Source organism: Pelotomaculum terephthalicicum JT (genome assembly GCF_022410535.1).
GTDB lineage: Bacteria > Bacillota > Desulfotomaculia > Desulfotomaculales > Pelotomaculaceae > Pelotomaculum_D > Pelotomaculum_D terephthalicicum.
On the sequence record NZ_JAKNBL010000002.1, the window covers coordinates 16636 to 42086 of the forward strand.

Genomic DNA, 25451 nt, shown 5'->3' on the forward strand with positions numbered 1-25451 from the left:
ATAAAAGCACATGGCACGTATTGGAAACCTACTGAGGCAAATCTCCGACCCGACACTGCGAGAGCAGTTGACAACCGAAGTAGATAGTCTCAAAAAAAATAAGAAGTTTGGGCTGGTGTTTGAGGAACACGAGCCGGAGTATACGCCGCTTTACGGTGTCGCCTTTAGGTGCGGGTCTTTCGTCGCCAGAAAGACTGGAAAGCTTACAGGTGTTTATATCGTGAAAAAGATGGACGGTGAGACCGCCATCTGTGAACACAAGAACTCGCACGAAATTGAAACCATCCCGATTGCGGAACTGGTATCCGTGGCACAATTCGGCGAGCCGATTTTCCCGTCGCTTGAGCCGATTGCGAAAGTGGAAAATGCGCCGAATGACAGTCTCTGGCACACGATTATTGAAGCGGATAACTACCATGCTCTTCAGCTTTTGGAGTACCTTTACGAGGGACAAGTGGATTGCATATACATAGACCCGCCCTATAACACAGGGGCAAGGGACTGGAAATATAACAATGACTATGTGGACTCCGCCGATGCATGGCGGCATAGCAAATGGCTTTCGATGATGAAAAAGCGTTTACGATTGGCGAAGCGTATTCTTAATCCAAATACAGGCGTTCTTATTGTTACAATTGACGAACATGAGGTTCATCATTTACGGACGATGCTTGAGGATATCTTTCCAGAATTTTTTGTTCAAATGATAACCGCAGTCACGAATCCCAAAGGTGTAACTCAAGGCCGTTTTTCCCGTGTAGAGGAGTATGCTATCTTTTGCTTTGCTAAGAATGCATTTGTTGCAGACAGCAAAGATAATTTGCTTAATATACCTAATCCTAATCGAAAGCCTCGATGGAAAGGACTTCTTCGTTCCGGAACAGACGCATTGAGAACTGATAGAGAGAGTATGTTCTATCCTGTTTTAATCGATGCTGAAAAACAGATGATTATTCGTGCTGGGAATTATTTACCTATTTCCCAGAATCCTGTACTTGGAGATAAGATCGATGGATATGATGTTGCATGGCCTATCAGACGCGATGGGTCATATGGTCGGTGGAGCGTGGGTAGTGAAACACTGAATGATTTGATTAAAAAGGGATATGTGGCATGTGGGAAATTTGACATGCAAAGAGCGACATGGGGTATTTCTTACATCAGCCAACCTAATCAGCTTCAAATTGAGCGCGGTGGTATAAGAATTGTTGCTCGAAATCCAATTACAGGTGTTGTGGAAATTGAATATGTAAACGATGATACAAGAGTGATAAAAACCGTATGGCATCGTACCACTCACGATGCGGGTGCATATGGTTCTGACATGGTATCAGCGATAATTGGACAATCACGAGCGTTTTCATTCCCGAAGTCTCTTTATTCTACAAAGGATGCCATTTCTGCAGTTATGAAAAACAAGCCTACCGCTCTTATTGTTGACTTTTTCGCCGGTAGTGGAACGACTCTTCATGCTGTTAATCTGCTGAACGCTGAGGACAATGGAAAACGGCGCTGCATCCTTGTCACCAACAACGAGGTTTCCGAAGCCGAAGCCCAACTATTGACTGAACGTGGATACCAGCCGGGTGATCCAGAATGGGAAAAGCACGGCATTTGCCGTTCGGTGACTTGGCCGCGCACGGAGTACAGCATCCTCGGCAAACGGGCTGATGGTACGGTGCTTTCAGGCGAATATTTTACAAACCAAACAACGACAAAAGAAGTCAATCGCTCGTTCTATCAGCTTGGCTTTGTTGAAAATCCTGCATCACTTACCCCTGCTGCGAAAAAGCAGATTGTTGCTCTCATCGGTAAGGATAAGCTGCCGCAGTCTCTCGTGAAAGCAGACAGCCGTTTCATTGTATCAGAAAAGCATACAGCGTCCGTGTTGTTTGACTCTGATGCTGCTGATGAATGGCTCAATGTCCTTGAAGATCAGGAGCATATAACCGATTTCTATATCGTGGCAAAAGACAGCCGAACATATAATAACATCAGACAAAAGGTCGTGGACCTTCTCGGTACGGTCACGGTAACCGAACCTCTGAAGCGCCCGATGAGCGAAGGTTTCGCCGCTAATGTAGAATACTTCAAGCTTGGCTTTCTTGACAAAAACAGCGTGTCGCTCGGTCAGCAATTCGCCGAGATTCTTCCCTTGCTATGGCTGAAAGCTGGAGCGATTGGCAAGCGCCCCGAGTTGGACAGTGCGGAACTGCCGAATATGTTGATTTTGCCGCAGAACTCTTTTGCAGTTCTCCTTGATGAAGACTGCTACGGTAAATTTGCCGAGGCTTTGCTGGAAACGAAAAATATTGGTACGGTATATTTTGTTACAAACTCTGAGGAAGCGTTCAGAGAGATGTCGGATGGTATTGGGATCGAGCAAACTTATCAGCTATACCGCGACTATATTGATAATTTCGTAATCGGGAGCAGGAGGAATAATCTATGAGAGCAACGTTATTTCCGTTTCAAGAATCGGCACTTGCCGACTTGCATGAGAAGATAAAAAAAGCACATGCCTATTGGAGTGAAAAAGATCCTCAGGTCATTTCGTTTACTGCTCCCACAGGTGCCGGTAAGACAATTATTATGACCGCTTTATTTGAAGATATTATCTTCGGCCATGCCTATGGAGTAGCGGAGCCGGATTCTGTTTTCGTTTGGCTTTCGGATATGCCGGAACTCAATGAGCAGACACGTTTGAAAATTGAAAGCAAATCGGAAAAATTTCGCACAAGGGACATTCGGGTAATTGACTCGACTTTCGATGCAGAGTATTTTGCCCCCGGCGGCATCTATTTTCTGAATACACAAAAGCTCGGTTCGGACAAGCTGCTCACGCAGAAATCCAATTTGCGCGAATATACGATTTGGGAAACAATTGCAAATACTGCGGAGCGTCAGCCCAAGTCCTTTTATGTTGTAATCGATGAAGCGCATAGAGGAACATTTACATCCCCACAGGCCGAAAATAAAGCACAGTCTATCATGCAGAAATTTATTAAAGGAAGTAAAGAAGATGGGCTCCCTGTTATGCCTCTTATTATCGGAGTGACCGCTACGCCTCAACGGTTTCAAAAGCTTGTGGCCGATACGACATCTACTATACAAAAAGTTGTCGTTCCTCCTGAAGATGTGCGAGAATCCGGTCTTTTGAAAGACAGAGTTATTATTCACTTCCCCGACATTGCAATCGGTGCCGATATGACGATGTTTAAGGAAGCCGTTGCCAATTGGAAAAAGAAATGTGAACGATGGCAGTCTTATTGTGACCACGAGGAAATTAAGAAACCCGTCCGCCCTGTTCTTGTCATTCAGGTTGAGGATGGAAATGAACGGGAAATCACTCAAACAGATTTGGATTCCTGCATCTCCATACTTGAAGATGCGATCGGGCGCAGACTTCAAGCTGGAGAAGTTGTTCATACGTTTGATAAACACGAGACCATTAAAAGGCATGGGCTGGATATACGCAGGGTGGATGCTTCCCGCATTGAAGAAGATGAAAAGGCTATCGTTGTGTTCTTTAAAATGAATCTTTCCACTGGCTGGGACTGCCCTCGTGCCGAAACAATGATGTCGTTCCGACACGCAAATGATTATACTTATATCGCTCAATTGCTCGGACGTATGATACGTACCCCGCTTGCCCGTCGTGTGGAGTCTGATGCCGAACTGAACAATGTAGGTCTATTTCTTCCTTTTTTTGATGAAAAAACAGTCAAAATGGTGGAGCAGGCATTGCGCGACAGTGAGGCAATTGTTCCTGCTGAAACCGGATCGCATAAGGAGCTCATCACCCTGAAACGTGATCCTGCATTTGCCGATGTATTTAGCGATATGAATTTAATAACCTATCGCATAGATTCCGCGAGGAAACAACCCGCACTCCGCAGACTGATTGCGCTTGCCCGTGCGCTAACGCAGGACATGATTGCCCCTGAAGCTCGAAAAAGCACACTGAAAAAGGTGCTTGATGAGTTTGAATCGGAAATAGCCGAATTGAAGAAAAGCGGCAAATTTGAAGAGATCTCTAAAGCTGTTACCGGCTTGGCGCTGCGAACGCTTACCATAGATTACGGCAGCGGCGCAGAAGGGACGACAGACAACATATCAGAAATTGTGGAGCTCTCAGAATTTGATATCAACAATCTCTTTGAACGGGCGGGAAAAGTGCTCGGCGAGGGTTTGCACAAGGAATATTGGGTCCGTCACGCTGTCCGTGATTTTAAGGATGTAAAAACAGAAATTATTGTGTTGACAAACGACAATGCAGCCATGGAGCGTCTTGAATCGTTTGCAGACAAGCTGTTCAACGAATTATATGACATGCATAAAACAGCATTCCGAAAATTGAAAGAGGATCGTAGAGAAGCTTACAAAAAGCTGGCTCTATCATCAACGACCCCAATTGCTCTTGACTGGGAACTGCCTCCAACCATTGATTTTTTAATTGGCGAAGATGCTGTAATTCTGGAAAAGCACCTCTACATCCCTTCTGATGGTGGTGAATTCAAGGTAAGTCTGAATGACTGGGAACTTGGTGTTATCAGGGAAGAAATGAAGGATGAAAAGGGTGCTGTAGCATGGCTCCGCAACCTTGACCGTAAAAGGTGGTCATTGGAAATTCCATACGAAGTGGACGGTGTGGTAACTTCGATGTTCCCTGACCTGATTGTTGTTCGAGCTGATGCACATGGATATGTTTTTGATGTACTGGAACCGCATGACTCAAGCCGTAAGGATAATTATCCGAAAGCCGTCGGATTGGCCAAGTTTGCAGAGAAGCACGGAGAGCATTTCGGACGTATTCAATTAATCCGCAAGGCAAAAGGAGCGGATAAGCGAGATCACTTCTATCGCTTGGATATGGGAAAACTGAGCGTCAGAAATAGGGTCCGCGGTGTGACATCTAATGCCGAACTCGATAGAATCTTTAATGAGGATGCACAAACAGAGGAATAAGCTTCAAGAAGGGGGAAACATCGTGGCTAATTGTGAATATCAATATCCGGCACTGACCGTGGAAAAAAAGCATGGTGACGAGTGTTTCCTTAACGGCTGCTGCTCCGCTCATCTTGTAGACTTTTGGAGATGGGCATACTCCGACCTGATGGGAAATACGGAGCGTGGCAAACTCGCCGAGTACATTGTTTCTCTGGCAATGCACTGTGCCAATGGTGTTAGCGAAGGCTGGAGAGCTTTTGACGTGTTGACACCCGAAGGAATAAAAATCGAAGTGAAAACCTCAGCCTATTTGCAGAGTTGGGCGCAAAAGAGGATATCAAATATTCGTTTTGGCATCCGTGAAACTCTGGCTTGGGAGTCGGTTACGAATACTTATGCGGAAATTGCTATGCGCCAAGCGGACGTTTATGTGTTTTGCGTTCAAAACTGCAAAGAACAGAAGTTGGTAAACCCGCTTGACTTAGCACAGTGGGATTTTTACCCCATTACTACAGAAGCTCTGGACACTGCCGTTAGCAATCAAAAATCAATAGGGTTAAATACGTTACTGGCCCTTGGTGTCAAAAAGTGTTCTTTTACCGAATTGCGCGACACAGTAATTTCATTGGCTAAGACGCCGATTGACAGATAATAACAGACCAATAAAAAGATTTGGAGGTACTTTATGGCTTTTCAAACTGCTCTAACAATTAAGGAAACAATCGCTAATATACATAGCAAAAAATATTTGCTGCCGTCTATTCAACGTGAATTTGTTTGGGATGTAGACCAAATAACCCAGCTGTTTGACAGCCTGATGCTTGGCTATCCTATTGGTTCCTTTCTGTTTTGGGAGGTTAGCCCTGCTAACGTGAAGGAGTTTGTTTTTTATGAATTTCTTCGGAATTATCACGAACAGAAAAAGGATGGCCGGCACAATCCGAAAGCAAGTATTATCGGCAACGAGACCGTCACTGCTATTCTTGATGGCCAGCAACGCTTGACATCGCTGTATTTAGGATTAATGGGGACATACGCCTATAAAAAACCATATATGCGGTATGACAATCCGAAAGCCTACCCGATAAGAAAGCTTTATCTGAACTTATTGAAAAAATCGGATGACGATGACTGGTTTTATGATTTTGCATTTCTTACTTCTGATGAGTGCAAAAATGACGATAGCCACTACTGGTTTTTCGTTGGGGATATACTGGGGTTTGATAAACTGTCCGATGCGATGAAGTACCTCCAAAAAGTCAACAGCTATCTTGTTAAAATCGGACAAGGCTCATATGATGAGGAGAAAGCAGAATTTGCCACCGAAACACTTAGTAAACTGTGGCAAGCAATTCACGCCGATGGAACGATCAGCTATTATCTTGAAAAGAGCGATAAACTGGACAAAGTCCTCAACATATTTATTCGTGTAAACAGCGGAGGAACACCACTCAGTTACTCCGACCTTCTCCTTTCCATTGCTTCTGCACAATGGGATGATCTGGATGCCCGTGAGGAAATTCATAGTGCAGTTGACGAAATAAACGCAATTGGCAGAGGATTCAATGTCAATAAAGATTTTATACTCAAAGCCTGCTTAGTCCTGTGTGATTTCCCTGACATAGCATTCAAAATTGATAACTTCAATCACACTAATATGATGAAGATACAGTCGGAATGGTCAAATATTATGGCTGCCCTGCGAGAAGCGGTAACCCTTGCCGCCAGACTGGGTTTTAACAGAGATAACCTGACATCAAATAACCTGTTCATACCTATCGCCTATTATATTAAACACATAGGCTTGCCTTCAAATTTTGCGGCATCACCCAAAAATGCTGAGAACGTTAGGGCAATCAAAAAATGGCTTGTAAGCGCCATGCTGAAGCGTGTGTTCAGTTCCCAGCCTGATGGTGTCCTGCGCCCTATTCGGGAGATAATCGCTAAAAGCGATGGTTCGATCTTTCCGCTTGAACAAATTATTGAGCGGTTTAAGGGAACAAACAGAACACATGAATTTACGGATGCTGACATTGAAAATCTGCTGTATCTCAAATATGGACAAGGTGATACGCTGACAGTGATGTCGGTTCTCTACCCTTGGGCAGACTTGCACAATTTGTTTCATATGGATCACATTTTCCCAAAAGCAGAGTTCACAGAGCGCAAGCTTCGCAAGATGGGAGTTCCTTCGGATAGAATTTCAGATTTCTTGGAGAACTTCAATTACATAGGCAACCTTCAATTACTTGAGGGGCTGGACAATACATCAAAAACCAATAAAGATTTTAAGAAGTGGTTTGAGGATAACCTGCCTACAGAAGAGGCAAAGACTGCCTATCGGCAGAAACATCTGATACCCGCTGGCGTTGATCTTGCGTTTACAAACTTCCCGGAATTTTTAGAAGCCCGTGAAGCTTTAATAATTGATAGATTAAAAAAGGAACTGCAAGGATAGCGTGTGAGAAAAGAACTTGAGGGATGGATGATGGAACTGAAAATTGAAGAGCTGTGGTCTTCTACCCGCCAAGACGACTGGCTGATTGCCGAGAATTGTTATTGGAATCAGGTTTCTGATGCGAATAGAAATCTGGAAAAATCGCTTGAGATGTTAAATCCAGATGACATAAAACATATGAATGTTGAGACATTTTATCTTTTTCTCCACGACACTTACTTTGTCTGGAAATATACTGCCAAAAATCGGCTTGCCACCACCCGCGCACAGTTAAAAAGGCATTTGACTGACATCACCACACTGGCTGAGATTCAGAACGAGTTGTTTTCTTTTGATAAGGCACAAATTCGTACTGGACTTGAGATCGCAAGCAGGATTCGAGGTTTGGGCATCGCCGGAGCGTCAGGATTACTTTCAGTTTTATTCCCTGATTATTTTGGGACTGTTGATCAATTTGTAGTGAAGTCCTTGCTGCGCATTAATGAGTTAAATGAACTTGAAAATCTTGTTCGGATGCGCCCAGAGGCGTTGACGCTTGCAGATGGCGTAATGCTTGAACAGGTGTTGCGTGCAAAGGCAGACGAATTGAATCGAATATTTCAGACTGGCACATGGACGCCAAGGAAAATTGATAAAATCCTTTGGGCCTATCGTGAAAAGAATGAAAATTCGCCTTCTTTGAATAAAAAGTTAAAATTTGAAATTACATAACGAAAATCGGATTTAAGTTTGCTTTTTCTGGAAAGAGGAGTATTAAAAAAATGTTACAAAACAAAGAAAAGGAGCACTAATTAATTATGAAAACCGTTTCTAATTTAAATGAATTAATCACGAACATCCAAACTTTAGATGGATACCTCAATGCTCAAGTTGATCCGGAATATGATTTTGCCCTTAACTTAATCAAAAACGGAACTTGCTTTGTTGCGATGGAAGATTCCAGCGTTTATAGATTTTATCCCAGTAGATTCATTGGTTACGCTGACAATTCAATGGACGCTCATTTGAACAACGTGGAAAAAGACGGGAAAGAGACTAATCCGGCTATATCAAGAATTTTGGGTGCCAAACCTTCGGTCAATTCTATCTTAAATAAGGAATATGCAAGATACTGCGAAACATTGGGCTTTGAGCCACGTGATAAAGGCGCATTTGGAAGCGAAAGAAAGTTCTGGTTAATAGAGAAATGATTAACAGGAGCAAATACAATGTACGACTTAGATAAAATACTTGATGAAGTACGCACAAAGTACTATGCATCAAAAGCTTTACCACGCCCTAATATCTTATGGTCTGATGAACACTGGACAGCCATCAATGGCAAATACGATTTATATAATAATCAGATTACTATTAGCCGGGCATTAAATAGTAATGACATTTCTTATGAAGCTTTGGCATCCGTCGTTTATCACGAAAGCTTGCACCAGGATTTTGCAGACCATGACCGCAAATTTATGCTGAAGGCCAATAGATTTCCTAATTACAAGACATATGCAAAAGAACTGGATGAATACCTTAGCGATTACTCACTTAACTTGAAATATGACAAAATAACAGCTGATTATTCAAAAGGTAAAAACGAGGTGGTTTTTGTTATCATTCCTTATCTGGAAGATTTTCAAAACGCCTTTACTTTTTATGATGGGAACATTTATATTGACACAGAAGCAGAAATTTCAAAGGTTTCAAAAAGCAACTTGACAATCTTTCTGGTAGACAACGGAGAAAAATACCATATTGTTGCTTGGGCGGAAAATGCAGAGTTTTTTAAGTTTCAAAAGCAGATACTTCATGGCGATTTCGGAGGGCTTGACTTTTCTTATAGGATTTGGACTTTGAGGGATAATGTAAAAATTCTTTTTGATACAACATGTACCTATGCGATTTGTAAAAAAGCATTTCCTGCTTCTTTAGAGACTGATAAGTTTATCATATATGATATTACATCAGATGTAATACAAGAAGATTTAAAATATGTAAACTCATATTGCGAAGGCTTTTATGAGTTAGGCATGGCTCCTTTCGCAACAGAGAAAGCCGCGCCATATCTGCAGCTTGCATATAAGGAGTTGTATGCAATAGCTGTCAATGAGGTTGGGTTCCGGGGAGTATGGGCGGCAAATGCACTATGCAAAATGAATTTGAATTATGATACGCTTTTTAATAGAGCTGATGCTCTGAGGGATAGCGGACTTATTACATTGGCTTATCATGAAATGAAAAAGGCGTATTCTTTGGCAAGTAAAAATTCTAACTGTGTCGTAGAATTAATTAAATTATGTGCTATGGTATCAGATTTCTCTCTCGGCAATCAGTTGATTAAAGAACTCTCTGGTTCGATTGCTGTAGATGAATATCTTTCCAATAGTATTGCCCATCTTCAAAAGTAAAGGCATTGTATAATTCAGCGACGTTAAAAAAGTAGATAAATAATGGTTCATAACAAGAGAGGAGGTGTGTTAATGCCGTTTACTATTGTCCGTCAAGATATAACAAAGCTGAAAGTTGACGCCATCGTCAACGCAGCTAACACCGAATTGCAAATGGGCGGCGGGGTCTGCGGAGCGATATTTAAAGCAGCGGGAACAACGCAGCTCCAATCTGCCTGCGATAAACTCGCACCGATAAAGACTGGTGATGCCGTTATCACGCCGGGGTTTGATCTTTCGGCGAAGTTTGTCATTCATGCGGCGGGTCCGGTTTATCGACATTGGAATGAGGCAAAGAATGAGAAAGATCTTCGTGCCGCATACACAAATTCACTGAAACGCGCCGTTGAAAATAATTGTGAAAGTATAGCATTTCCGTTAATTTCAAGCGGCATATATGGCTATCCAAAGGATAAAGCACTAAAAGTAGCTACCTCGGCTATTCAGGACTTTCTATCTGGCCATGACATTGATGTGGCTCTTGTGGTATTTGATAAATCGGCGTTTAACATAAGCCGCGAACTGCTTGGTGAGGTGGACAGCTATATTGACGAGTACTACGCCGATGCGCATCCGCGCCAAACTCAACGGCGGGAACTGCTTGATGTGGAATTGGAAGCCTTAGAGGAAGCCGATAAAAGCGCAAGTAAGTACAACGGACCTTTTCTAAAAGATCTGCTTGCTCCGTCCGTTGGCGCCCCTGCTCCACTCGACGATTTGGTCGGCAACCTTGATGAGCCGTTCTCGAAGACGTTGCTCCGCTTGATTGATGCCAAGGGTAAGACGGATGTGGAAGTCTATAAACGGGCAAACCTTGACCGCAAGCTATTCTCTAAAATTCGGAGCAACACAGGCTATATGCCCAGCAAGCGCACAGCAATTGCCCTTGCCGTGGCGCTGGAGTTATCCCTTGACGAAACCGATGATCTTTTGAAGCGTGCGGGATATGCACTTTCTCACGCCGTTAAGTTTGACGTAATTGTGGAGTATTTTATCACAAACGGCAAGTATGATGTTTTTGAGATAAACGAAGTGCTGTTCGAATACGACCAGCCGCTGCTGGGAGGCTGATTAAATGAAACAAAATCTTCCTATTCCTAAACCAATCATTGATACTAAAGAAGCAAACGCCCTCGATACACTGACGGAGCGTTATAATAAACTAATTGAGCCGAGCAAAGTATCAAAAAAATTGAAAGAGGTCGGCTCGAAAGTTGAAGAAATTATCCCCAGCAAAGTTAAATCTTTAGGGAGCGGCGTATCCTCAGCTATATCAGAACAGGAAATATACCGACAGGCTCTTGAACTGATTGCTAAAGGATTTAAGTACGTTGAAGAGATGGCTGCTAAAACTTCAATTAGTGAACAGGCAATCATATCAAAAGTAAATAAAGCAACACCAGATATCTCTATTTCTGACTTTGAGGACATTTGCTTTGCACGCAGCTACAATATATCAAAACTGGTATCCTCATATAAAACTCAAGACTTTTTTATCGCTTTTGCAGAGGGCGGCGCAACAGGTTTTTTTGGTTTTGCAGGAATACCTTTCAACTTAGTCCTGAGTACATTTATTTACTTTAGAGCCGTACAATCGATAGCAATGTATTACGGCTACGATGTAAAGAATAGCGTTGAAGAATTAGTGATTGCAAGCGAAGTTTTTACAAAAGCATTAAGTCCGACTCAACAAGATGTAAATAACGAATTGACAGCTACAATCAGTAAAGTAATGCTAATGAGTCAAGCTTCTATGATTAAACAAACGTCCCAAAAGACTTGGTCTGATATGGCTTCAAAAGGCGGTATTCCTCTTTTGATGACACAAATGAGAGCTTTGGCGAATAAAGCTGCGCAAAAAGCACTCGATAAAGCGGGGCAAAAGGGGCTTGAAAATAGTCTGTTCAGAGAGGTGTTCGAACAAATTGGCAAAAAACTGACAAAAGAGGTTATAAAAAAAGGAGTTCCTTTTGTTTCGGCAATAATGGGGGCATTTATAGATGCGGCACAAATGAAAAAGGTATTAGACTACGCTGATGTGTTTTATCAGAAACGATTCATTTTAGAAAAAGAAAACCGCATCATGGAGATTAGCGGTGAAGACTGTATCATTATTGATACCGACATAATTGTAAACGAGAACAAAACCGATTAAAATTGTCGCTTTCGAAGTGACCACTCGCCTCGCTGGAGCTGTTATCCTTAAGTCATCAACAAAACTTAAGGAGGACATAGCAATGAAAAAGGGATTAACAGAGCTGGTTTTTATACTGGACAAAAGCGGATCAATGAGTGGTTTGGAAAGAGACACGATCGGCGGCTATAATTCCATGCTTGAAAAGCAAAAGGCGGTTGAGGGTGAATGCCGCATTACTACGGTGTTATTTGATAATAACTACGAGCTGCTTCATGACCGCATTGATATTAGGGCTGTCAATCCAATCACTGAGAAAGAGTATCAGGTGGGCGGTTCCACAGCGCTTCTTGATGCCATCGGCAGGACGATTCATAAAATCGGCAATGCACAAAAGAACACAGCCGACGACTATAGAGCTGAAAAGGTGATGTTCGTAATTATTACCGACGGCGAGGAAAACGCAAGCCGCGAATATTCCGCCGATAAGATAAAAGCACAGATTGAGCGGCAAAAGGCAAAATACGGCTGGGAGTTTATCTTCCTCGGTGCAAACATCGACGCTGTACAGACTGCGGGGCGGTTCGGAATTGCCCCAGATAGAGCTGTTGACTATCTGGCGGACAGCGCGGGAACGGAATTGAATTTTAAAGTAATGAGCGCTGCCGTATCGACATTTCGGGAAAAAGGAACTGTCGACGAAGCGTGCTTTGAAGACATTCGTAAGGATGTACAGCGCAGAGGAAAACGGAAAAGGTAATGAATAATATCAGGCATTCTGGAAGGAGTGGCATAGAAGAAAAAATGAAACGTGAACAAACCGTGTTGACCGGTAATGAGAATTTTGAAATGCATGGTATCGTACAGGATGCCAATATATCAGATTTTTGGGCATGGTCCATGTCACGACTGCTCGCAGACGGACCTCGTGGCGATCTTGCAGAATTTATTGTTCGATTAGCTCTTGGTGAAAGCATAACCATTCCGAAAAGAGGATGGGGTGAATGTGATATTATCCACCGAGGAAAACGAATTGAAGTAAAGTGTTCCTCCGTAATTCAAGAGTGGGAACGAGACCATCCTTCTCGTCCGGTATTTTCGATTCGTCCAACATATGCATCCGACATTGCGGAAGGTGTGGAAGGTGGCTATCGTTATGTCGGCCGACAAAGCAACGATCTTTGTAGGCGCTCGGATGCATATGTTTTTTGCCTTTTTTCCAATCCAAATCGCCAGACCGCTAATCCGCTAAAATTGGAACAGTGGACTTTTTATGTTGTATCCACTAATACTATCAACAAGGAGCTTGGACGTAGAAAAACGGTTTCTCTCCCAACTCTTGAAAAAATAGGCTCAATTAAGTGCGATTTTCCAAAGATTCGTTTGGCAGTACAATCTGTCTTGGCATAATGGACATTATACTTGCAACAAAAATTGAAGCTGGCCTTTCGTATGAATCTACTCAGGCCATGCTTCATTTTTGAATATAGCATATTTATTCTGTTTTTATTCGCGTGCACACTTTGTATTCAAAATTTTTAGGTCAGATGATTCGGTTGGCTGTTGGGGACCATTTGGGTTTTTGACGATGGTATGCTTATGTGAAATACAGTTTCTACCGTTCTTCTTGGCATAATACAGTTCCTTATCTGCACGATTATAATAATCGTTTATTGTGTCTTGTTTGTCCGGGATACTTATTTCAATGCCTATGCTGACAGATAAGCATTGATTGGCACAGGATTTCACTTTCAGTTGTGAGAGCGAAGCGAGAAGATTTTGTGCCATATTTATGACTTTTTCATCTTCGGTATCCTGAATAAAAATCAAAAATTCATCCCCGCCGATTCGTCCGATAATATCACTTTCCCTTTTAAAGCAACTTTTCATCTGAAGGGCAACCTGCTGTAGTATATGGTCACCCTTTAAATGACCTAATGTATCGTTATAGCTTTTAAAATAGTCTATATCGATCAGAAGTACCCCAACGAGTTTTCTTTCACGCTTGCAGATGTTTAAAGCTGCGGAGAGTGTTTGTTCCAGACCCTTTCGATTAAGCAGTTGTGTTAAATGATCCGTAGTTGCTTCCAGTGCCAAAGCACTCATTGTTTTATATTCACAAAGTAACATATGAATAAAATTTCGGGCTATTCTCATAGAAACTAAAAGTGTAGATATGTTGCAGAGTAACATCAGTAAAAACTCTTTGAGATATATTTTCCCTAAGCAAAATTCAATTGTTATATAAGCGGTCACAATTACAAATATTAGTACAATTCTTTGCCACGGAAGAACAAACAATATGGATAGTAAAATAAAAGCTATTGATCCAAAAACTGCGATTCGGATCACCGCAGATTCTGCTCCAAGTGATGGAACCAGCAACAGAATCGCAACTGCAATAATAAGCAATACCGATATTGCAATGCGTTGCTTGTTATAGTATTGTATTTTTTTCTTAACTTGTTTATCGTCAAAGCAGTGTGTTTTCATGGCATTCCTCGCAATATTTAAAAACTTTTCCTGAAGCATTTATACGTGCTTATTTGATCAGAGCATCTTTGGGGATACCAAACTGAGCGCGATAATTTAGGTGCTCCTGTTCCAGACGTTTCCATTCCATATCTGCAGTATGGAATTCAGACAAAGCCTTTTCCATTTCCGGTGAATCATATGGAATTTTTTTCTCCACCAATCGGCGAACCTTCTCTCGTCTCCTTTCTACAGTAATGCCTAATGTATATAATTTGCTTGCCTGTTTGATCAGTTTTCTTTTTTCAGTTGGTGTCATACCTATCCCTCTATAATGTAACTTATAATTTTTATATGTATCATTATAAGTTATACTTTGCGTAAAATCAAGTTGAAGAAAGCACAAAAAGAGCCTCCTTTCGGAGACTCTCATTGACTAACTTAAAATTATTCCTTTTCGGTAATATGGCGAACCAATACTTCTATCATTTCATTGACCATATCAATCTGATCCGGTTCCAGATGCTTTAGCTGTTTGCCGAGTTGCTCCACGCTGTCAGGTATCACTGGATGTTCCAGGAGATCCCCTAAGAGATAATCAGCAGAAGTTCCAAGCACATTGCATATCTTCAGAAAAAGAGAAAAGCTGGGCAGGCTGCCACCGCTTTCAATTCTGCGGATATGCACGGCGTTTACTCCGCACAGCTCCGAAAGCTGCTCAGAAGTTAACCCCTTGCTTTTACGCAATTGGTTTATTCTCTTTCCCAATGCCTGCCGCATTCTATTCTCACCTCTCTTTGTAACATTAAATTTTTATTTGTATATTTATAGTTTACAGAAGTAGCATTTCCATAAATAGCGCTTTGAATGTTACTTAAAAACATATAAAGATACATTTCTTCTTTCTCTGTAATAAATATTCTTAGAGTGAGAGGTTCTGGTGGGTTCATCATGAACCGCACCTCGGTTCAGCAGAAAGACGGAATACCCCCTTGGCGGGAAATCCGTCTTTTCGCTTTGCCACGATTCGGCTATTTTTTTAGAATCATCCGGTTGCTGGTGTTGCTGCCGTTTTCCCGGTAGCGGGACTCCTTTTCAATGAGCCCAGCATGAACCAAGTCATGCAGGGCGCGCTTGACGGTGCTGCGGGAGAGTTGTAGGTCGGCAGCAATGGTCTTAACCGCGGGCCAGCAGTCTGATCCCTTTCCCGCACGGTCGCGAAGGTAAATATAAACAGCCCTCGCCCGATGGGGCAGTTCATCGGGCGAAGCAGAATAAATGTGGTTAAAATAGCTCATTCGTTATCACTCCGTTCTGACATGGCTGCGCCGCTTTAGTGCCTCTGCGGGCGGCTCTGCCACAGGTGTGTGAAGTGCGCCGGTACCGGTGGGCGGTTCAAGGATTTCGCCCGTTTCCTCATCCACCATCAGACAGGCTGTGTGCTTGCGAACAATGTTTTCCTCCAGCGTCTGCTTATCGGCGTACACTACTTTGCGGTTCGCCTTTTCCGCTACAGTATAGGGCTTTCCGAAGCGGATGCCCCAATCCAAAAACAGCCGCAGTCTTGTCCGCATGGGATGAGTACCGGTTTTCATGACGACAAAGTTTCCTTTGGGAATGGATTTCAGCTCGTCCGGCGTCATGAGAGGACGCTCCATCATCTGTAAAGACTGGCTGGGATCGTTCTTGCCACGGCTGATACTGCCGCTCATCACGGTGCGGCTGCCCAGCGCCTTACTCAGCACTTCGGCCGTCTGGCTGTTTGGTGCAAAGCCACCGAAGATAGTGTCCTGGCAGTTGTCCACAATTATTTCCGCACCCTCTTTGCCGTAATTCTTTTCAAGCTGGCCGAAGGACTGGATAATGGGTACCATGGAAAGGCGGCGGGAGCGGCTGGCTGAAAAAATCAGTTCCAGCGATTCAATCGCGGGGAGGGTACCCAGCTCGTCACAGTAAAACATCACCCGGTTTTTCAGCTTGCCTCCGTTCTCATCCGCCACCGCGAGGATTTCCCGGTAGAGCTGCTGGATCATCAGGCTGACCATGAAATATTTGGTCAGATCTTCTTCGGGCAGGACGATAAACAGCGCGGATTTTTCATTGCAGAACTTCTCCGCGTCAATGGCGGTTTCAAAGCAGAGAATCTGCTCCATTTCACTGTCGATAAACGAATTGAGCCGGGACAGCACGGTGGACAGCACCGACGCCATAGCCTGCTCCGCGGAGTTGAGGGCGGCCCCGGCAAACCAGCGGGCCTTGTGGTCGGGCGGCAGCTTTTCCATGAGGAGCTGGAACTGGCTTTTGCCCTTTACCTTGCTGGGCGCCAGCAAATCCTGCACCAGCTTGAACACGCTGATGATATGGCGGCAGTCCACCTTTTTTCCATCCACCTTGGTGGGCGGCAGATATTCTGCAATCAGCAGAATGATGGAGGACAGAAGCCCCTCGGCGGCATCATAGAAAAACTGGTTCTGTCCGTAGTTTTCACTGCTGGCATTGATGATGGTCTTGGAGATGATTTTGGCATATTTCTCCGCCTTGGCCTTTGCCACAAGGTTGTTTTCATCGGCAAGATACGAATCCATGTAGGTGTTGACCAGCTGGAGCATATTGTTGCCATCCGAGCGTGTGGGATTTCGAAGGTCGATGACCGCCACATGGTAACCGTAATGGTCACGGGCAATGGCGCCGTAGTTGCGGAACAGGTCCCCCTTGGTATCGGTGGTCAGAAAGCTCATACCGCTGGCGCAGGCATATTCCAAATTGGGGTACAGGAAAAACGCTGTCTTACCCACACCGGACGCGCCGATCATGAGGCAGTGGACGTCGTCGGTATCCACCAGCGCCGTGACTTTGTTCTTTGCTCCTGTGCTGCCGAGGATGATGCCCTGCTCCGAAACAGCGGGGAGATTTTCTCCCTTCCGCCACAGCTCCGGCTGGAAAGGAATGTGCTTGTAGATGCTTTTGATTTCCTGCTTGGTGGAAAATCGTGCCGTACCATGCTGCCCATCGCCCACCGTGCGGGATTTAATTCCGTTGAGGGTGTAATAATGGGCTAAAAGAGAAAGGCCGCCGATGACGAGAAACATCACGGCGGCCGCTGCAAATAAGATGTAGACTTGGGATTGCATAGGTGAAACTCCTTTCTTATCAGCCAATTTGGTGGTAAAATAAAAGCCATACAAATCATGGTTATTGATGAAAGGGACTCGTAATGGACAAGGAATTATTATTGCTTAACAGCAAATTGGATTATCACCTGTTTCTTTACAAACAGCTCACGGAGCAGCTATCCTCCATTCAAAAATGTGCAGCTCAAGGCAGCATTGAAAGCTATGAGTCAATGCTGGCGAATGAAACGCTTCGAGATGCGCTGCTGCTGAAATTTATTCTTTTCCAGCGCACCATTAAAAAGGTTGGCATTTCAACTCTGGAAAGCCGGTATAAAATGCGTTTGAAACCTTTTCCGTGGCTGGAGGCGGAATACTTTGATCAGAACTGTGTGGTGCATTATGACTGCGTGTGGTCGCTTCTGCAGGACATCAAGCCGCTGAAACGGCAGATGGAGCGCATCAAAAAATACGATGACGCCCGGTATGAGGAGCATGGCGAGGATATTCACTGCAGCTTCTGCGGTAAGGGTCAGCAGGAGGTGGAACGCATCATAGCCGGTACCCATGAAGCAATCTGCAATGAGTGCGTCGGGCTCTGCTCCGAGATACTGGAGGAAGTAACGGAAGAGGAAAACGGGAAAAAATAATGTCAGGCAGGGTCATTCATGCCTGATTGCTATGCCATCCGCATTTCAAAGCCGCTCTGCCTTTGCTGCGCCGCTTCCGTTAAATCGTCATTCCAGTCCTTCCCCTGAGAAATCAGCCGTTCTGATTCATATCCCTTTTCTGCAAGCTGCTGTTTCAGCCGCTCACTGGCTTTGTGTCCGGCTTCGTCGTTATCCAAACATAGCGAGACCTTCCGGAGCTGCGGGTACTGCTCCAGCATCCACAGCATGGCCTGACCGCCCACGCCGCAGAGGGATACATAGCTGTGCCGCTGCCAGTCCTGCGGATGCAGGGTGATGAACGACAGCATATCCACCGGCGCTTCAAATACATACAGCGTATCGCTTTCGCCAAGCCAGTGAAAACTGTGCTGGGGATCGCAGCTGTCCACATTCCCCTTGAACGCCTGCCCCAAGGTGTAAATCCCGCGCTTGTGGGCATGGTGGGCAATTCCGTTTTCATCCAAGCCCACAAATACAGCGTTATGGTATTCCTTCGTGCCGTCCTTAGATTTTTCGCAGCTCTCATACAGGAGCTTTTGCTTTGCAAAGAAGCTGACCACCTCCCGGCCGATGTGCCGGGTTTTCACCAGATAGGCATAAACCCGCCGCATATCCGTATGCGCCGGTGGGAGCGCAAAGGGCTTTTTCGGCTCCGGCTCCTTTTGCGAGGCGGGTCGATAGCTTTCGCCCTGCTCACCGCCCAGCAGCAGGGTCACGGCTTCGGGATAGGAGCAACCGTAAAACTTCCGCACAAAATCAATGGCATAACCGCCGCTCTCCGCGGAGTGATCGTACCACTCGTTCCCCCGGACGGTGATGCTGCGGTCGGAGGCCAGCCGCTTATCCCGTCCGCTGGGCAGGAGTCTTTCGCCGCGCCGCTGGAGAAAGTCTGCTAAATCCACATTGTTGGCACGGTATTTCTGTTCATCTGTAAAATGCACATACACACCCATGGCGCACCTCCTATTGATGGCGATTGCCGATTCGATGAAAAAATGCCGCCCTTTTTACAGGACGGCATTGCTTTGGATACAAATTTTTCCGGACGGGTATCTGCCCGGTTTTCTTTTTCTGCTTTTTCATGGTGATCCTCCCATCGTTTTTTAGAGTGACATGGTCTGTTCGTGGTCATCCCGCGCATGACCCTGTGCCTGCTTCTTCTCCCGGAGCTTGCGCAGAAGTTTGCGGTCGATGCGCTGACCGGGCGGTTTCAAGGGTGGAGCGTTATCTGCAAACACACGGCTCATGTGATGCAGGAGCCGTGTGCCCGCCAGCAGGACGGAGGAGTCTTTGAACTCATCCATATGGTCAAGAAAAAACTGCGCGTAAAGATTGCCCTGCGCCGCTGACAGCGTAAACCAGCGGACGGCGGCCTCCTTGTCTTTTGGGACATCTTTTCCCATCAGGTACAGCTTGCCGAGGGTGTACTGCGCATATTGATTTCCCTGTTCAGCGGCGGCTGTCAGGAATTGCAGGGCAGCCGGAATGTCCTTTGGCACAGTTTCCCCCGTGAGATAAACCTTGCCCAGCCGGTATTGGGCAAATCGATTTCCCTGTGCAGCGGAGCGTTTCAGGTATTCCAATGCCTTGGGCACGTTCCTCGGAACATCCTCTCCCTTGAGATAGAGAATACCGATGGCATATTCGGCAAATTGGTTTTTTCGGTCGGCGGCAAAGGTCAGCCATCGAATTGCGGCTTCCACATCCTTGAGGATGCCACCGCCGCCAAGGTACAGTTTTCCAAGCCGGTATGCGGCAAAGTCGTTGTCCTGCTCTGCGGACAGGGCATAGAGTCGTACTGCTTCGGCCGTGTTCTGCGGAACGTACTGCCCCTTCTCATAGAGCTTGCCGAGAAAATAGGCGGCATAGGGATTTTCTGCCTCCACTGCCTGTTTGAGATAACCGAGGGCCTTTTCCACCTCTGGCGGAGATGCCGTTTCATCGGAAAGAATGAGCTTTGCAAGCTGATAGCAGGCAAAGGGATTTCCTACCGTCGCCGCCTTTTCAAAGTATTCCTTAGCCTTGGCTTCATCCTTTTCCGTGCCTACGCCATTCAGAAGCATCCAGCCCAGCCGGTACTGGAGCTTATCGTCGTGCCCTTTTTCCTCCAGAGAGACAAAGCCGAGAAAGGCTTCCTTGAAGCGCCGGTCAGCATCCAGCTGGTTTTTCACACAGCCGATGCCGTCCCGCAGCATTTTCCCAAGCTCGAAGCTGGCATAGGGAAAGCTCTGGTCTGCCGATTTGGTATAGAGGGCAAAGGCGGTTTTATGATCCTGCTCCACACCTTTGCCGTGATAGTACAGGCCGCCGAGGGAATACTGTGCGTACTTGTATTTTTTGTTTGCGGATAGGGTAAGCCAGTCTGCCGCCTGCAGATAGTCCTGCTGTGTGCCAAGCCCCGCGGAGACCATCTTGCCGATGCGGTACTCGGTGTATTTCCAAGGTTTTTCTTCCTCGGCCCTATGGAAAACAGTAAGAGCCTTTTCGTACCAGCGATAGGCTTCGTCCGCATCCGCTTCACACCCAAGCCCAGCGGCAGTCATACGGCCAAGGTCATAGAGTGCAAGGGGGTTATCCGCCCCGGTTTCCATGATGAAAAATTCACGGGCTTTCACAAAATTCTGCGGGATTCCAGCATCCTCATCGCCATGCAGATACTGCTTTGCCAGCTTGTATTCCTCCGTCCACCATGAGCCGGAGGATTTCTCTCCGTCGGAGGAAGGCATACGGGGCGGCGGTTCGGACTCGTCCTCCGGCTCAGTGGGTGTGTTCTCCGGCTCAGCCTCCATGGAAGGTGTATCGTCATCCGGTTCGGCATCCGGCAGAGCGGTTTCCACCGATGCCGGTTCCTCAAAGGTCATGGTTCCGCTGCCAAGGTTCAACGCCTCCTGAATGACACGATTGCGGATGGGCTTGAAATCCTCACAGCGGGAAAGGGGCGGCGGATCGGAGGGTGTTTCGGTATAGACGGCTTCGATTCTGCCCCTGACCTCCCACCACAGGCGGTAGGCTTCGGCAATGCGGCTGTCCTTTCCAAGCTCATCCACAATTTCATCCACCACATTTTTCAGGTCAGCTTTCAGGTAGCCGTACTGCTTTTTTCCGCTGACCTTTTGCAGACGTTCGGCAAGGTATGTGAGGAGCTGCTCCATGCGCCCGCTGACCAAAACGCCGCCCTTCATCTGGTGGAGCAGTTCCCCCATGGCTTCGGCGGCCTGTTCCTTCAACTCATCCCGCCGCTGGGTCTTTTCTCCGTAGAGCGGAATAAGCTCCTGACGGAAAATCTCATTTGCCAGAGAGGACTTCATTTTGCGGATGCCCTGTTTGGTGAGGTAGCCCTCCCTTGGGTCGATGCTGTAGCAGACCATATGGACGTGCGGATGATGCGATTCATTATGAAACGCACCATACCATTTCAGATGGTCTGGATGAATTTTCAAATTTTCCGCCAGCTCCATCGCTTTGGCGGAAAGCAGGGCTTTCCATGCACGGGCATTATCATAGCCCAGCCGTGCGGCGTCCTCCCGGCGCAGGGAAATAATCGGCGTCCAAACATTGCCGGTGTGGGCGGCCACTTCCTCCGCCACCTGAGACAAGACCAACGGCGCATCCCCGGATGTGAACAGACCATGGCTGTCGAACTTCTCCACGCGGGGACGATTTGCAATGTAGTCCAGGTATTTTTCCCGCCCGCTGATTTGATCAAGGTTTTGTTCCAGCGCAATGGAGATAAACTCCGAAGCGTTTCCCCGGTTGGGATTCTCACAGTAATCCTCGTATTCAAATAATTCTCTGGTATCGGGAAACTCTCGGAGAATCTGCGCAATCAGCTCCTGTTGCTTTTTGGTGGAGTTCCAGAGCCGGTGGGCACTCTCCATTTTTTCCACGCCCTCACGGGTAGCGATATATTTGACGAGGTTACTTAAGTGGGCGGCGGTTTTTTCGCTGCCCTTGAGATAGGGAACCTTGAGAATGATCCGCGCCATTATTCTTCAGCCTCGGCGCCGTTTTGGAACTCCACCGCATCATCCAGCCGAATTTTCCCTTTGGTCTTTTTCACCTCGGCAACGCACCGGCCGCGAAGTCGGTGCAGTTCCTCGTCGGTAATCTCCAGCGTGGCTGCTAAGAGATGCATCATCATGCTGATTTCCACCGAGAGGCGAAACAGGTTGCTTGCCACCCGGTTTTCGGTTTTCTGCAGAGTTCCCTCCATGGAGGAAAGCAGGGCCTTGGAAAGATAGGAGGAGGTGTCCTCCGTTCCAAGGTAGCCCATGTAAAAGCAGAGCGCCTTTTCTATAAACTCACTGCGACTCTTGCAGTTATCTTGTATGAGCCAGCCGTCCAGCCGCTCCATGGTTTCGGGATACAGCCATACCGCCGTTCGTTCCTTGTTGTTTTTCATGGTAAAACCTCCATTTTTGTGGGTGTTCACCTGTGAGGTGACCGTATAAAATCCTTTGTTTCCCTGTGCTTTCGCAGTTTCCGACCACCTTGACCGTGACAAATCTTCAATCCGACCACCTCATGGCAAGGCGCGAAAAACGCCCGGCACTGCTGGGCGAAGTGAGCGGCGGGCGGTCGCTTGCGACCACCCGCCTTTATCCCGCTCTTTTTTCGACCGAGGGGACCTGCCGGATTCGGGAGCCGGTGCGCCTTTCCAAACGCCCGGCACAAAGCCTTTACGTTGCCGTTTGGGGCGGGATGGGTTATGGATGCCACATCCGTCCTGAAAACGGCACACGGGGGCGAACAGGGGGCAACGCTGGGGGATACGTGCAGTGGGCGGTATGCTACTTCATCTCCATGCCAGAATGACCTTGGATAGGCTCGGATTGGCAAAGTTCTGTTTCTCTGAGGCTGAAAGAGGAAAGCGAATAGAATTCCCGGTCAAACTCACCCAAGCCGTGCCGTTTCAGAAATTCATCATTGCTGGCATTGATGCCGAGATCCTCTTTGCCGTATGCGTCAGTACAGGCGTATATTTCCTCTATGCTGCCGTCCTCCATGCGGAGAAACATTCCGGCCTTAATCTCATTGCTGTGCTTATCAAAATACTGCATCATTGCTCCTCCTGCCTCGGCTCTGCTGTTTGCCTGATTTTTTCTTTCTGCTTTTTGGGTGAAGCCTCCGCCGGAGCTTCACCCTCTATGCCCTCGTCAATGTATTCCCGGACGGAAGACGGAACATATTTTTCATAGAGCTTCTGCAGGGAATCACAAAGCTCTTTCGTGAGATCCGCGTCCTTCTTTTCCATGTAGCGTTTTACCGCACGGAGCTTTTCGCCGTCCATTTGTATGGTAATGCTTTCTTTTTTCATAATGGGAGCCCTCCTAATACTCAAATCCGATAAAGGTGAAGCCGGGTTCAAGCTCCGGCTCCTGCCCGGTGAATTCTGGAATGTCAGCAAAGAGCTGGCTGTATTCCGCGATCTTGCTCTTGCCGAGCGAGGTAAAGTTGCCGTCATGGGCGGTGTCGCAGACAAAAAACGGGCCGCAGATAATGTCCGCACCCAGCCTTCTGTTGGGTAGCATTCCGTTTATCTTGCCTTCCTCATTGCAGACGGCAACGCAGCCGTTTGGAAAGCCGATGCATTCAATCAGCCCTCCAACCTCCGCCTGCAGGCTGGCAAGGTCATTTTGGATTTCCTTGACTTGGGGCGCCTGCCCCGGCTCAATTTTGAGTACCTTAATCCTGTTTTCACGCATAAAATCATTCCTTCTTTCTCTTTTTACGGCAGATAATTTCTCGGATTCTGCTTCACGCCATTCACCCGCACCTCGAAGTGCAGATGGTTTCCGGTGCTGCGCCCGGTGGAGCCCACCTTGGCAACGGTTTCCCCGGCTTTCACCGTCTGCCCCTCACGGACAAGAATCCCCGAGCAGTGACCATATAAAGTCACCAGCCCGCCGCCGTGGTCAATGGTTAGATAGTAGCCGTAGCCGGTGCTGCCATAGACAACGGTTTTCACCGTTCCCGCCTTGGCCGCACGGATGGAGGTTCCTTTCGATGCGCCGAGGTCAATGCCGGAATGTCCCGCCCATTCCCCGGTGAGCGGGTCCGTCCTGCCGCCGAATTCGGAGGTCACCATGGAACGCCAGCTCTTTCCAAGAGGGGAAATAAGACCGGAGCTGGAGGTTTCCGGTGCGTCGGCATAGGGTCTTGTGTACAGCACCTGCTTGCCGGAATCGAATAAATCCCGGTAGACAACCTCCCCTCTGGAGGAGGACGCGTCCACCACCTTGCCGTCCCCGGCATAGATTCCAACGTGGGTAATGTTCATGAAGCGGCCGTTGGGCTTGTGGCTCCAGAACACCAAATCGCCGGGAGCAAGACCAGATTTGGGAATCGTCAGCCCGTTGTCTACGCAATATTTTCCCTGCGCCGCAGCCGTGCCGGGCAGATTTACGCCCAGCTTTTTGTACACCCACTGCACAAGATAGCTGCAGTCGGTGTAGCTGCCCTGTCCGCGCAGCTCCTGGGAATAGGGGTCGCCAAGGCGGGAAAGCCCCAGCCGGACAGCCTCTGCGCCCCTTTCTCCGACAGGCAAATCAGAATAAAAGCCGTCTATCTGATCCGGCGCCCAGTCCTCCCACAACCCGGAGCCGTCCCCCTCCATGGGTGCGCCGGTGCCGTACCGGGCACGGTAATAAATTTCGTTGGCGTTGGCCTGATCCTCATAGGTGATGGCTCTGCCAAGCAGTGCGCGGATGTTGTTGTAGACGGTGGGCAGAGAATCAATGGAAACGGCTACGGTGTAGGTTTCTTCCGAGGTGGTGCCGTCGCCGTTGTCCACGGTGCGGGTGCGTTCTTCATAGGTCACAAAGCAGTCCACATATTTACGATGCTCCAGCCGGGAGGGGGACGCTGCGCCGAAGAACAGAGAATAAAAAATTGCCTTGACGCGGTCATCGTCAAGGCTGTCGCCGCCCTCCATCTCTGCGTTCACGCTGGCAATAGCGCCGTCTATGAGGGTGAAGCTTTGGCGCATATCCCCGATGTATTCCCGGTACTCCGCAGGCATACTCGCTGGAATCACACCGCCGTGAAAGCACAGCTCCACAGCTGTGTTGTTGTGGTTTGTGGTGCCGGAGAGCAAGGAACAGACCAGCACGATGACTAAAATCAGCGGGGACAGGACGGCAGCGATTACCCATCCGATGGTCTTTCGGAGGCGTTCATCAGAGAGCGCGGCAGCGGCGGCCTTGGCAACCGCTGTAATGGTTG

The 25451-nt window shown here is 46.9% G+C and carries 25 protein-coding genes; 12 read left to right on the forward strand and 13 right to left on the reverse strand.

Going from position 1 to position 25451, the window contains the following annotated elements; genetic code table 11:
- Positions 1–10: 10 nt before the first annotated feature.
- From L9W92_RS02390 to L9W92_RS02440, 11 genes are all read left to right on the forward strand, one after another.
- A complete protein-coding gene (locus tag L9W92_RS02390) occupies positions 11–2452 on the forward strand; it encodes a site-specific DNA-methyltransferase (RefSeq protein ID WP_240082190.1) in 2442 nt (813 codons plus the stop codon).
- Complete coding sequence (locus tag L9W92_RS02395) at positions 2449–4968, forward strand: DEAD/DEAH box helicase family protein (RefSeq protein WP_240082191.1); 2520 nt, start codon at positions 2449–2451, stop codon at positions 4966–4968. Before L9W92_RS02390 ends, L9W92_RS02395 begins: the two co-directional genes overlap by 4 nt.
- 22 nt (positions 4969–4990) lie before the next feature.
- Positions 4991–5602 carry a hypothetical protein gene (locus tag L9W92_RS02400; RefSeq protein WP_240082192.1) on the forward strand — a complete coding sequence of 204 codons (612 nt, stop codon included), beginning with the start codon at positions 4991–4993 and terminating at the stop codon, positions 5600–5602.
- Positions 5603–5635: 33 nt separating this feature from the next.
- A complete protein-coding gene (locus L9W92_RS02405) occupies positions 5636–7408 on the forward strand; it encodes a DUF262 domain-containing protein (protein ID WP_195198680.1) in 1773 nt (590 codons plus the stop codon).
- A 3-nt stretch (positions 7409–7411) separates the two neighbouring features.
- Entirely contained in the window at positions 7412–8119 is a 708-nt protein-coding gene (locus L9W92_RS02410) for a hypothetical protein (RefSeq protein WP_240082193.1), read from the forward strand.
- Positions 8120–8205: 86 nt separating this feature from the next.
- Positions 8206–8598, forward strand: a complete 393-nt coding sequence (locus L9W92_RS02415) for a hypothetical protein (RefSeq protein ID WP_195198678.1) — start codon at positions 8206–8208, stop codon at positions 8596–8598.
- Between the two features lie 18 nt (positions 8599–8616).
- Positions 8617–9801: a hypothetical protein gene (locus tag L9W92_RS02420; protein ID WP_240082194.1), complete on the forward strand. Its 1185-nt coding sequence runs from the start codon at positions 8617–8619 to the stop codon at positions 9799–9801.
- 72 nt (positions 9802–9873) lie between these two features.
- Positions 9874–10911, forward strand: a complete 1038-nt coding sequence (locus L9W92_RS02425) for a macro domain-containing protein (RefSeq protein ID WP_240082195.1) — start codon at positions 9874–9876, stop codon at positions 10909–10911.
- Positions 10912–10915: 4 nt separating this feature from the next.
- Positions 10916–11995 carry an EcsC family protein gene (locus L9W92_RS02430; RefSeq protein WP_240082196.1) on the forward strand — a complete coding sequence of 360 codons (1080 nt, stop codon included), beginning with the start codon at positions 10916–10918 and terminating at the stop codon, positions 11993–11995.
- 82 nt (positions 11996–12077) lie between these two features.
- On the forward strand, positions 12078–12734 hold the full coding sequence (locus L9W92_RS02435; protein ID WP_195198675.1) for a vWA domain-containing protein: 657 nt from the start codon (positions 12078–12080) through the stop codon (positions 12732–12734).
- Positions 12734–13384 carry a hypothetical protein gene (locus tag L9W92_RS02440; protein WP_195198674.1) on the forward strand — a complete coding sequence of 217 codons (651 nt, stop codon included), beginning with the start codon at positions 12734–12736 and terminating at the stop codon, positions 13382–13384. The genes L9W92_RS02435 and L9W92_RS02440 overlap by 1 nt, the downstream gene beginning before the upstream one ends.
- Before the next feature lie 96 nt (positions 13385–13480).
- On the opposite strand, the gene L9W92_RS02445 is transcribed toward L9W92_RS02440, so the two are convergent.
- The 6 genes from L9W92_RS02445 to L9W92_RS02470 form a co-directional block, all read right to left on the reverse strand.
- The gene (locus tag L9W92_RS02445; RefSeq protein ID WP_240082197.1) at positions 13481–14506 is read right to left on the reverse strand and encodes a GGDEF domain-containing protein; all 1026 of its coding nucleotides are present in this window, start codon (positions 14504–14506) and stop codon (positions 13481–13483) included.
- Positions 14507–14516: 10 nt separating this feature from the next.
- Positions 14517–14852 (reverse strand): hypothetical protein, encoded by a 336-nt coding sequence (locus tag L9W92_RS02450; RefSeq protein WP_240082198.1) that lies wholly within the window; start codon positions 14850–14852, stop codon positions 14517–14519.
- 41 nt (positions 14853–14893) lie between these two features.
- Positions 14894–15193 (reverse strand): helix-turn-helix domain-containing protein, encoded by a 300-nt coding sequence (locus L9W92_RS02455; RefSeq protein ID WP_240082199.1) that lies wholly within the window; start codon positions 15191–15193, stop codon positions 14894–14896.
- Between the two features lie 5 nt (positions 15194–15198).
- The gene (locus L9W92_RS02460) at positions 15199–15399 is read right to left on the reverse strand and encodes a hypothetical protein (RefSeq protein WP_240082200.1); all 201 of its coding nucleotides are present in this window, start codon (positions 15397–15399) and stop codon (positions 15199–15201) included.
- A 78-nt stretch (positions 15400–15477) separates the two neighbouring features.
- On the reverse strand, positions 15478–15744 hold the full coding sequence (locus L9W92_RS02465) for a helix-turn-helix domain-containing protein (RefSeq protein WP_240082201.1): 267 nt from the start codon (positions 15742–15744) through the stop codon (positions 15478–15480).
- Between the two features lie 6 nt (positions 15745–15750).
- Positions 15751–17577, reverse strand: a complete 1827-nt coding sequence (locus L9W92_RS02470; protein WP_240082202.1) for a VirD4-like conjugal transfer protein, CD1115 family — start codon at positions 17575–17577, stop codon at positions 15751–15753.
- Between the two features lie 83 nt (positions 17578–17660).
- Here L9W92_RS02470 and L9W92_RS02475 point away from each other — a divergent pair, with 83 nt between their 5' ends.
- A complete protein-coding gene (locus tag L9W92_RS02475; protein ID WP_240082203.1) occupies positions 17661–18206 on the forward strand; it encodes a ClpX C4-type zinc finger protein in 546 nt (181 codons plus the stop codon).
- A gap of 29 nt (positions 18207–18235) precedes the next feature.
- Here the strand turns inward: L9W92_RS02475 and L9W92_RS02480 are convergent, their stop codons facing one another.
- The 7 genes from L9W92_RS02480 to L9W92_RS02510 all read right to left on the reverse strand — a co-directional run bounded on the left by L9W92_RS02480 (position 18236) and on the right by L9W92_RS02510 (position 25446).
- Positions 18236–19180 carry a DUF3991 and toprim domain-containing protein gene (locus L9W92_RS02480; protein ID WP_240082204.1) on the reverse strand — a complete coding sequence of 315 codons (945 nt, stop codon included), beginning with the start codon at positions 19178–19180 and terminating at the stop codon, positions 18236–18238.
- 150 nt (positions 19181–19330) lie between these two features.
- The gene (gene mobP3 / locus L9W92_RS02485) at positions 19331–22213 is read right to left on the reverse strand and encodes a MobP3 family relaxase (RefSeq protein ID WP_240082205.1); all 2883 of its coding nucleotides are present in this window, start codon (positions 22211–22213) and stop codon (positions 19331–19333) included.
- Positions 22213–22629 carry a hypothetical protein gene (locus L9W92_RS02490; RefSeq protein ID WP_240082206.1) on the reverse strand — a complete coding sequence of 139 codons (417 nt, stop codon included), beginning with the start codon at positions 22627–22629 and terminating at the stop codon, positions 22213–22215. Before L9W92_RS02490 ends, mobP3 begins: the two co-directional genes overlap by 1 nt.
- A gap of 388 nt (positions 22630–23017) precedes the next feature.
- Positions 23018–23290: a hypothetical protein gene (locus L9W92_RS02495; RefSeq protein WP_240082207.1), complete on the reverse strand. Its 273-nt coding sequence runs from the start codon at positions 23288–23290 to the stop codon at positions 23018–23020.
- Entirely contained in the window at positions 23287–23544 is a 258-nt protein-coding gene (locus L9W92_RS02500; RefSeq protein WP_089608640.1) for a DUF6103 family protein, read from the reverse strand. Before L9W92_RS02500 ends, L9W92_RS02495 begins: the two co-directional genes overlap by 4 nt.
- A gap of 13 nt (positions 23545–23557) precedes the next feature.
- Complete coding sequence (locus L9W92_RS02505) at positions 23558–23932, reverse strand: DUF3846 domain-containing protein (RefSeq protein ID WP_117415745.1); 375 nt, start codon at positions 23930–23932, stop codon at positions 23558–23560.
- Between the two features lie 23 nt (positions 23933–23955).
- Positions 23956–25446 (reverse strand): peptidoglycan DD-metalloendopeptidase family protein, encoded by a 1491-nt coding sequence (locus L9W92_RS02510; RefSeq protein ID WP_341457603.1) that lies wholly within the window; start codon positions 25444–25446, stop codon positions 23956–23958.
- Positions 25447–25451 lie beyond the last annotated feature (5 nt).

Coding starts and splice junctions, on each gene's coding strand:
- L9W92_RS02390 (WP_240082190.1), top strand. CDS start 11: ATGGCACGTATTGGAAACCTACTGAGGCAAATCTCCGACCCGACACTG.
- L9W92_RS02395 (WP_240082191.1), top strand. CDS start 2,449: ATGAGAGCAACGTTATTTCCGTTTCAAGAATCGGCACTTGCCGACTTG.
- L9W92_RS02405 (WP_195198680.1), top strand. CDS start 5,636: ATGGCTTTTCAAACTGCTCTAACAATTAAGGAAACAATCGCTAATATA.
- L9W92_RS02415 (WP_195198678.1), top strand. CDS start 8,206: ATGAAAACCGTTTCTAATTTAAATGAATTAATCACGAACATCCAAACT.
- L9W92_RS02420 (WP_240082194.1), top strand. CDS start 8,617: ATGTACGACTTAGATAAAATACTTGATGAAGTACGCACAAAGTACTAT.
- L9W92_RS02425 (WP_240082195.1), top strand. CDS start 9,874: ATGCCGTTTACTATTGTCCGTCAAGATATAACAAAGCTGAAAGTTGAC.
- L9W92_RS02430 (WP_240082196.1), top strand. CDS start 10,916: ATGAAACAAAATCTTCCTATTCCTAAACCAATCATTGATACTAAAGAA.
- L9W92_RS02435 (WP_195198675.1), top strand. CDS start 12,078: ATGAAAAAGGGATTAACAGAGCTGGTTTTTATACTGGACAAAAGCGGA.
- L9W92_RS02440 (WP_195198674.1), top strand. CDS start 12,734: ATGAATAATATCAGGCATTCTGGAAGGAGTGGCATAGAAGAAAAAATG.
- L9W92_RS02445 (WP_240082197.1), bottom strand. CDS start 14,506: ATGCTTCAGGAAAAGTTTTTAAATATTGCGAGGAATGCCATGAAAACA.
- L9W92_RS02460 (WP_240082200.1), bottom strand. CDS start 15,399: ATGATGAACCCACCAGAACCTCTCACTCTAAGAATATTTATTACAGAG.
- L9W92_RS02465 (WP_240082201.1), bottom strand. CDS start 15,744: ATGAGCTATTTTAACCACATTTATTCTGCTTCGCCCGATGAACTGCCC.
- L9W92_RS02470 (WP_240082202.1), bottom strand. CDS start 17,577: ATGCAATCCCAAGTCTACATCTTATTTGCAGCGGCCGCCGTGATGTTT.
- L9W92_RS02475 (WP_240082203.1), top strand. CDS start 17,661: ATGGACAAGGAATTATTATTGCTTAACAGCAAATTGGATTATCACCTG.
- L9W92_RS02480 (WP_240082204.1), bottom strand. CDS start 19,180: ATGGGTGTGTATGTGCATTTTACAGATGAACAGAAATACCGTGCCAAC.
- mobP3 (WP_240082205.1), bottom strand. CDS start 22,213: ATGGCGCGGATCATTCTCAAGGTTCCCTATCTCAAGGGCAGCGAAAAA.
- L9W92_RS02490 (WP_240082206.1), bottom strand. CDS start 22,629: ATGAAAAACAACAAGGAACGAACGGCGGTATGGCTGTATCCCGAAACC.
- L9W92_RS02495 (WP_240082207.1), bottom strand. CDS start 23,290: ATGATGCAGTATTTTGATAAGCACAGCAATGAGATTAAGGCCGGAATG.
- L9W92_RS02500 (WP_089608640.1), bottom strand. CDS start 23,544: ATGAAAAAAGAAAGCATTACCATACAAATGGACGGCGAAAAGCTCCGT.
- L9W92_RS02505 (WP_117415745.1), bottom strand. CDS start 23,932: ATGCGTGAAAACAGGATTAAGGTACTCAAAATTGAGCCGGGGCAGGCG.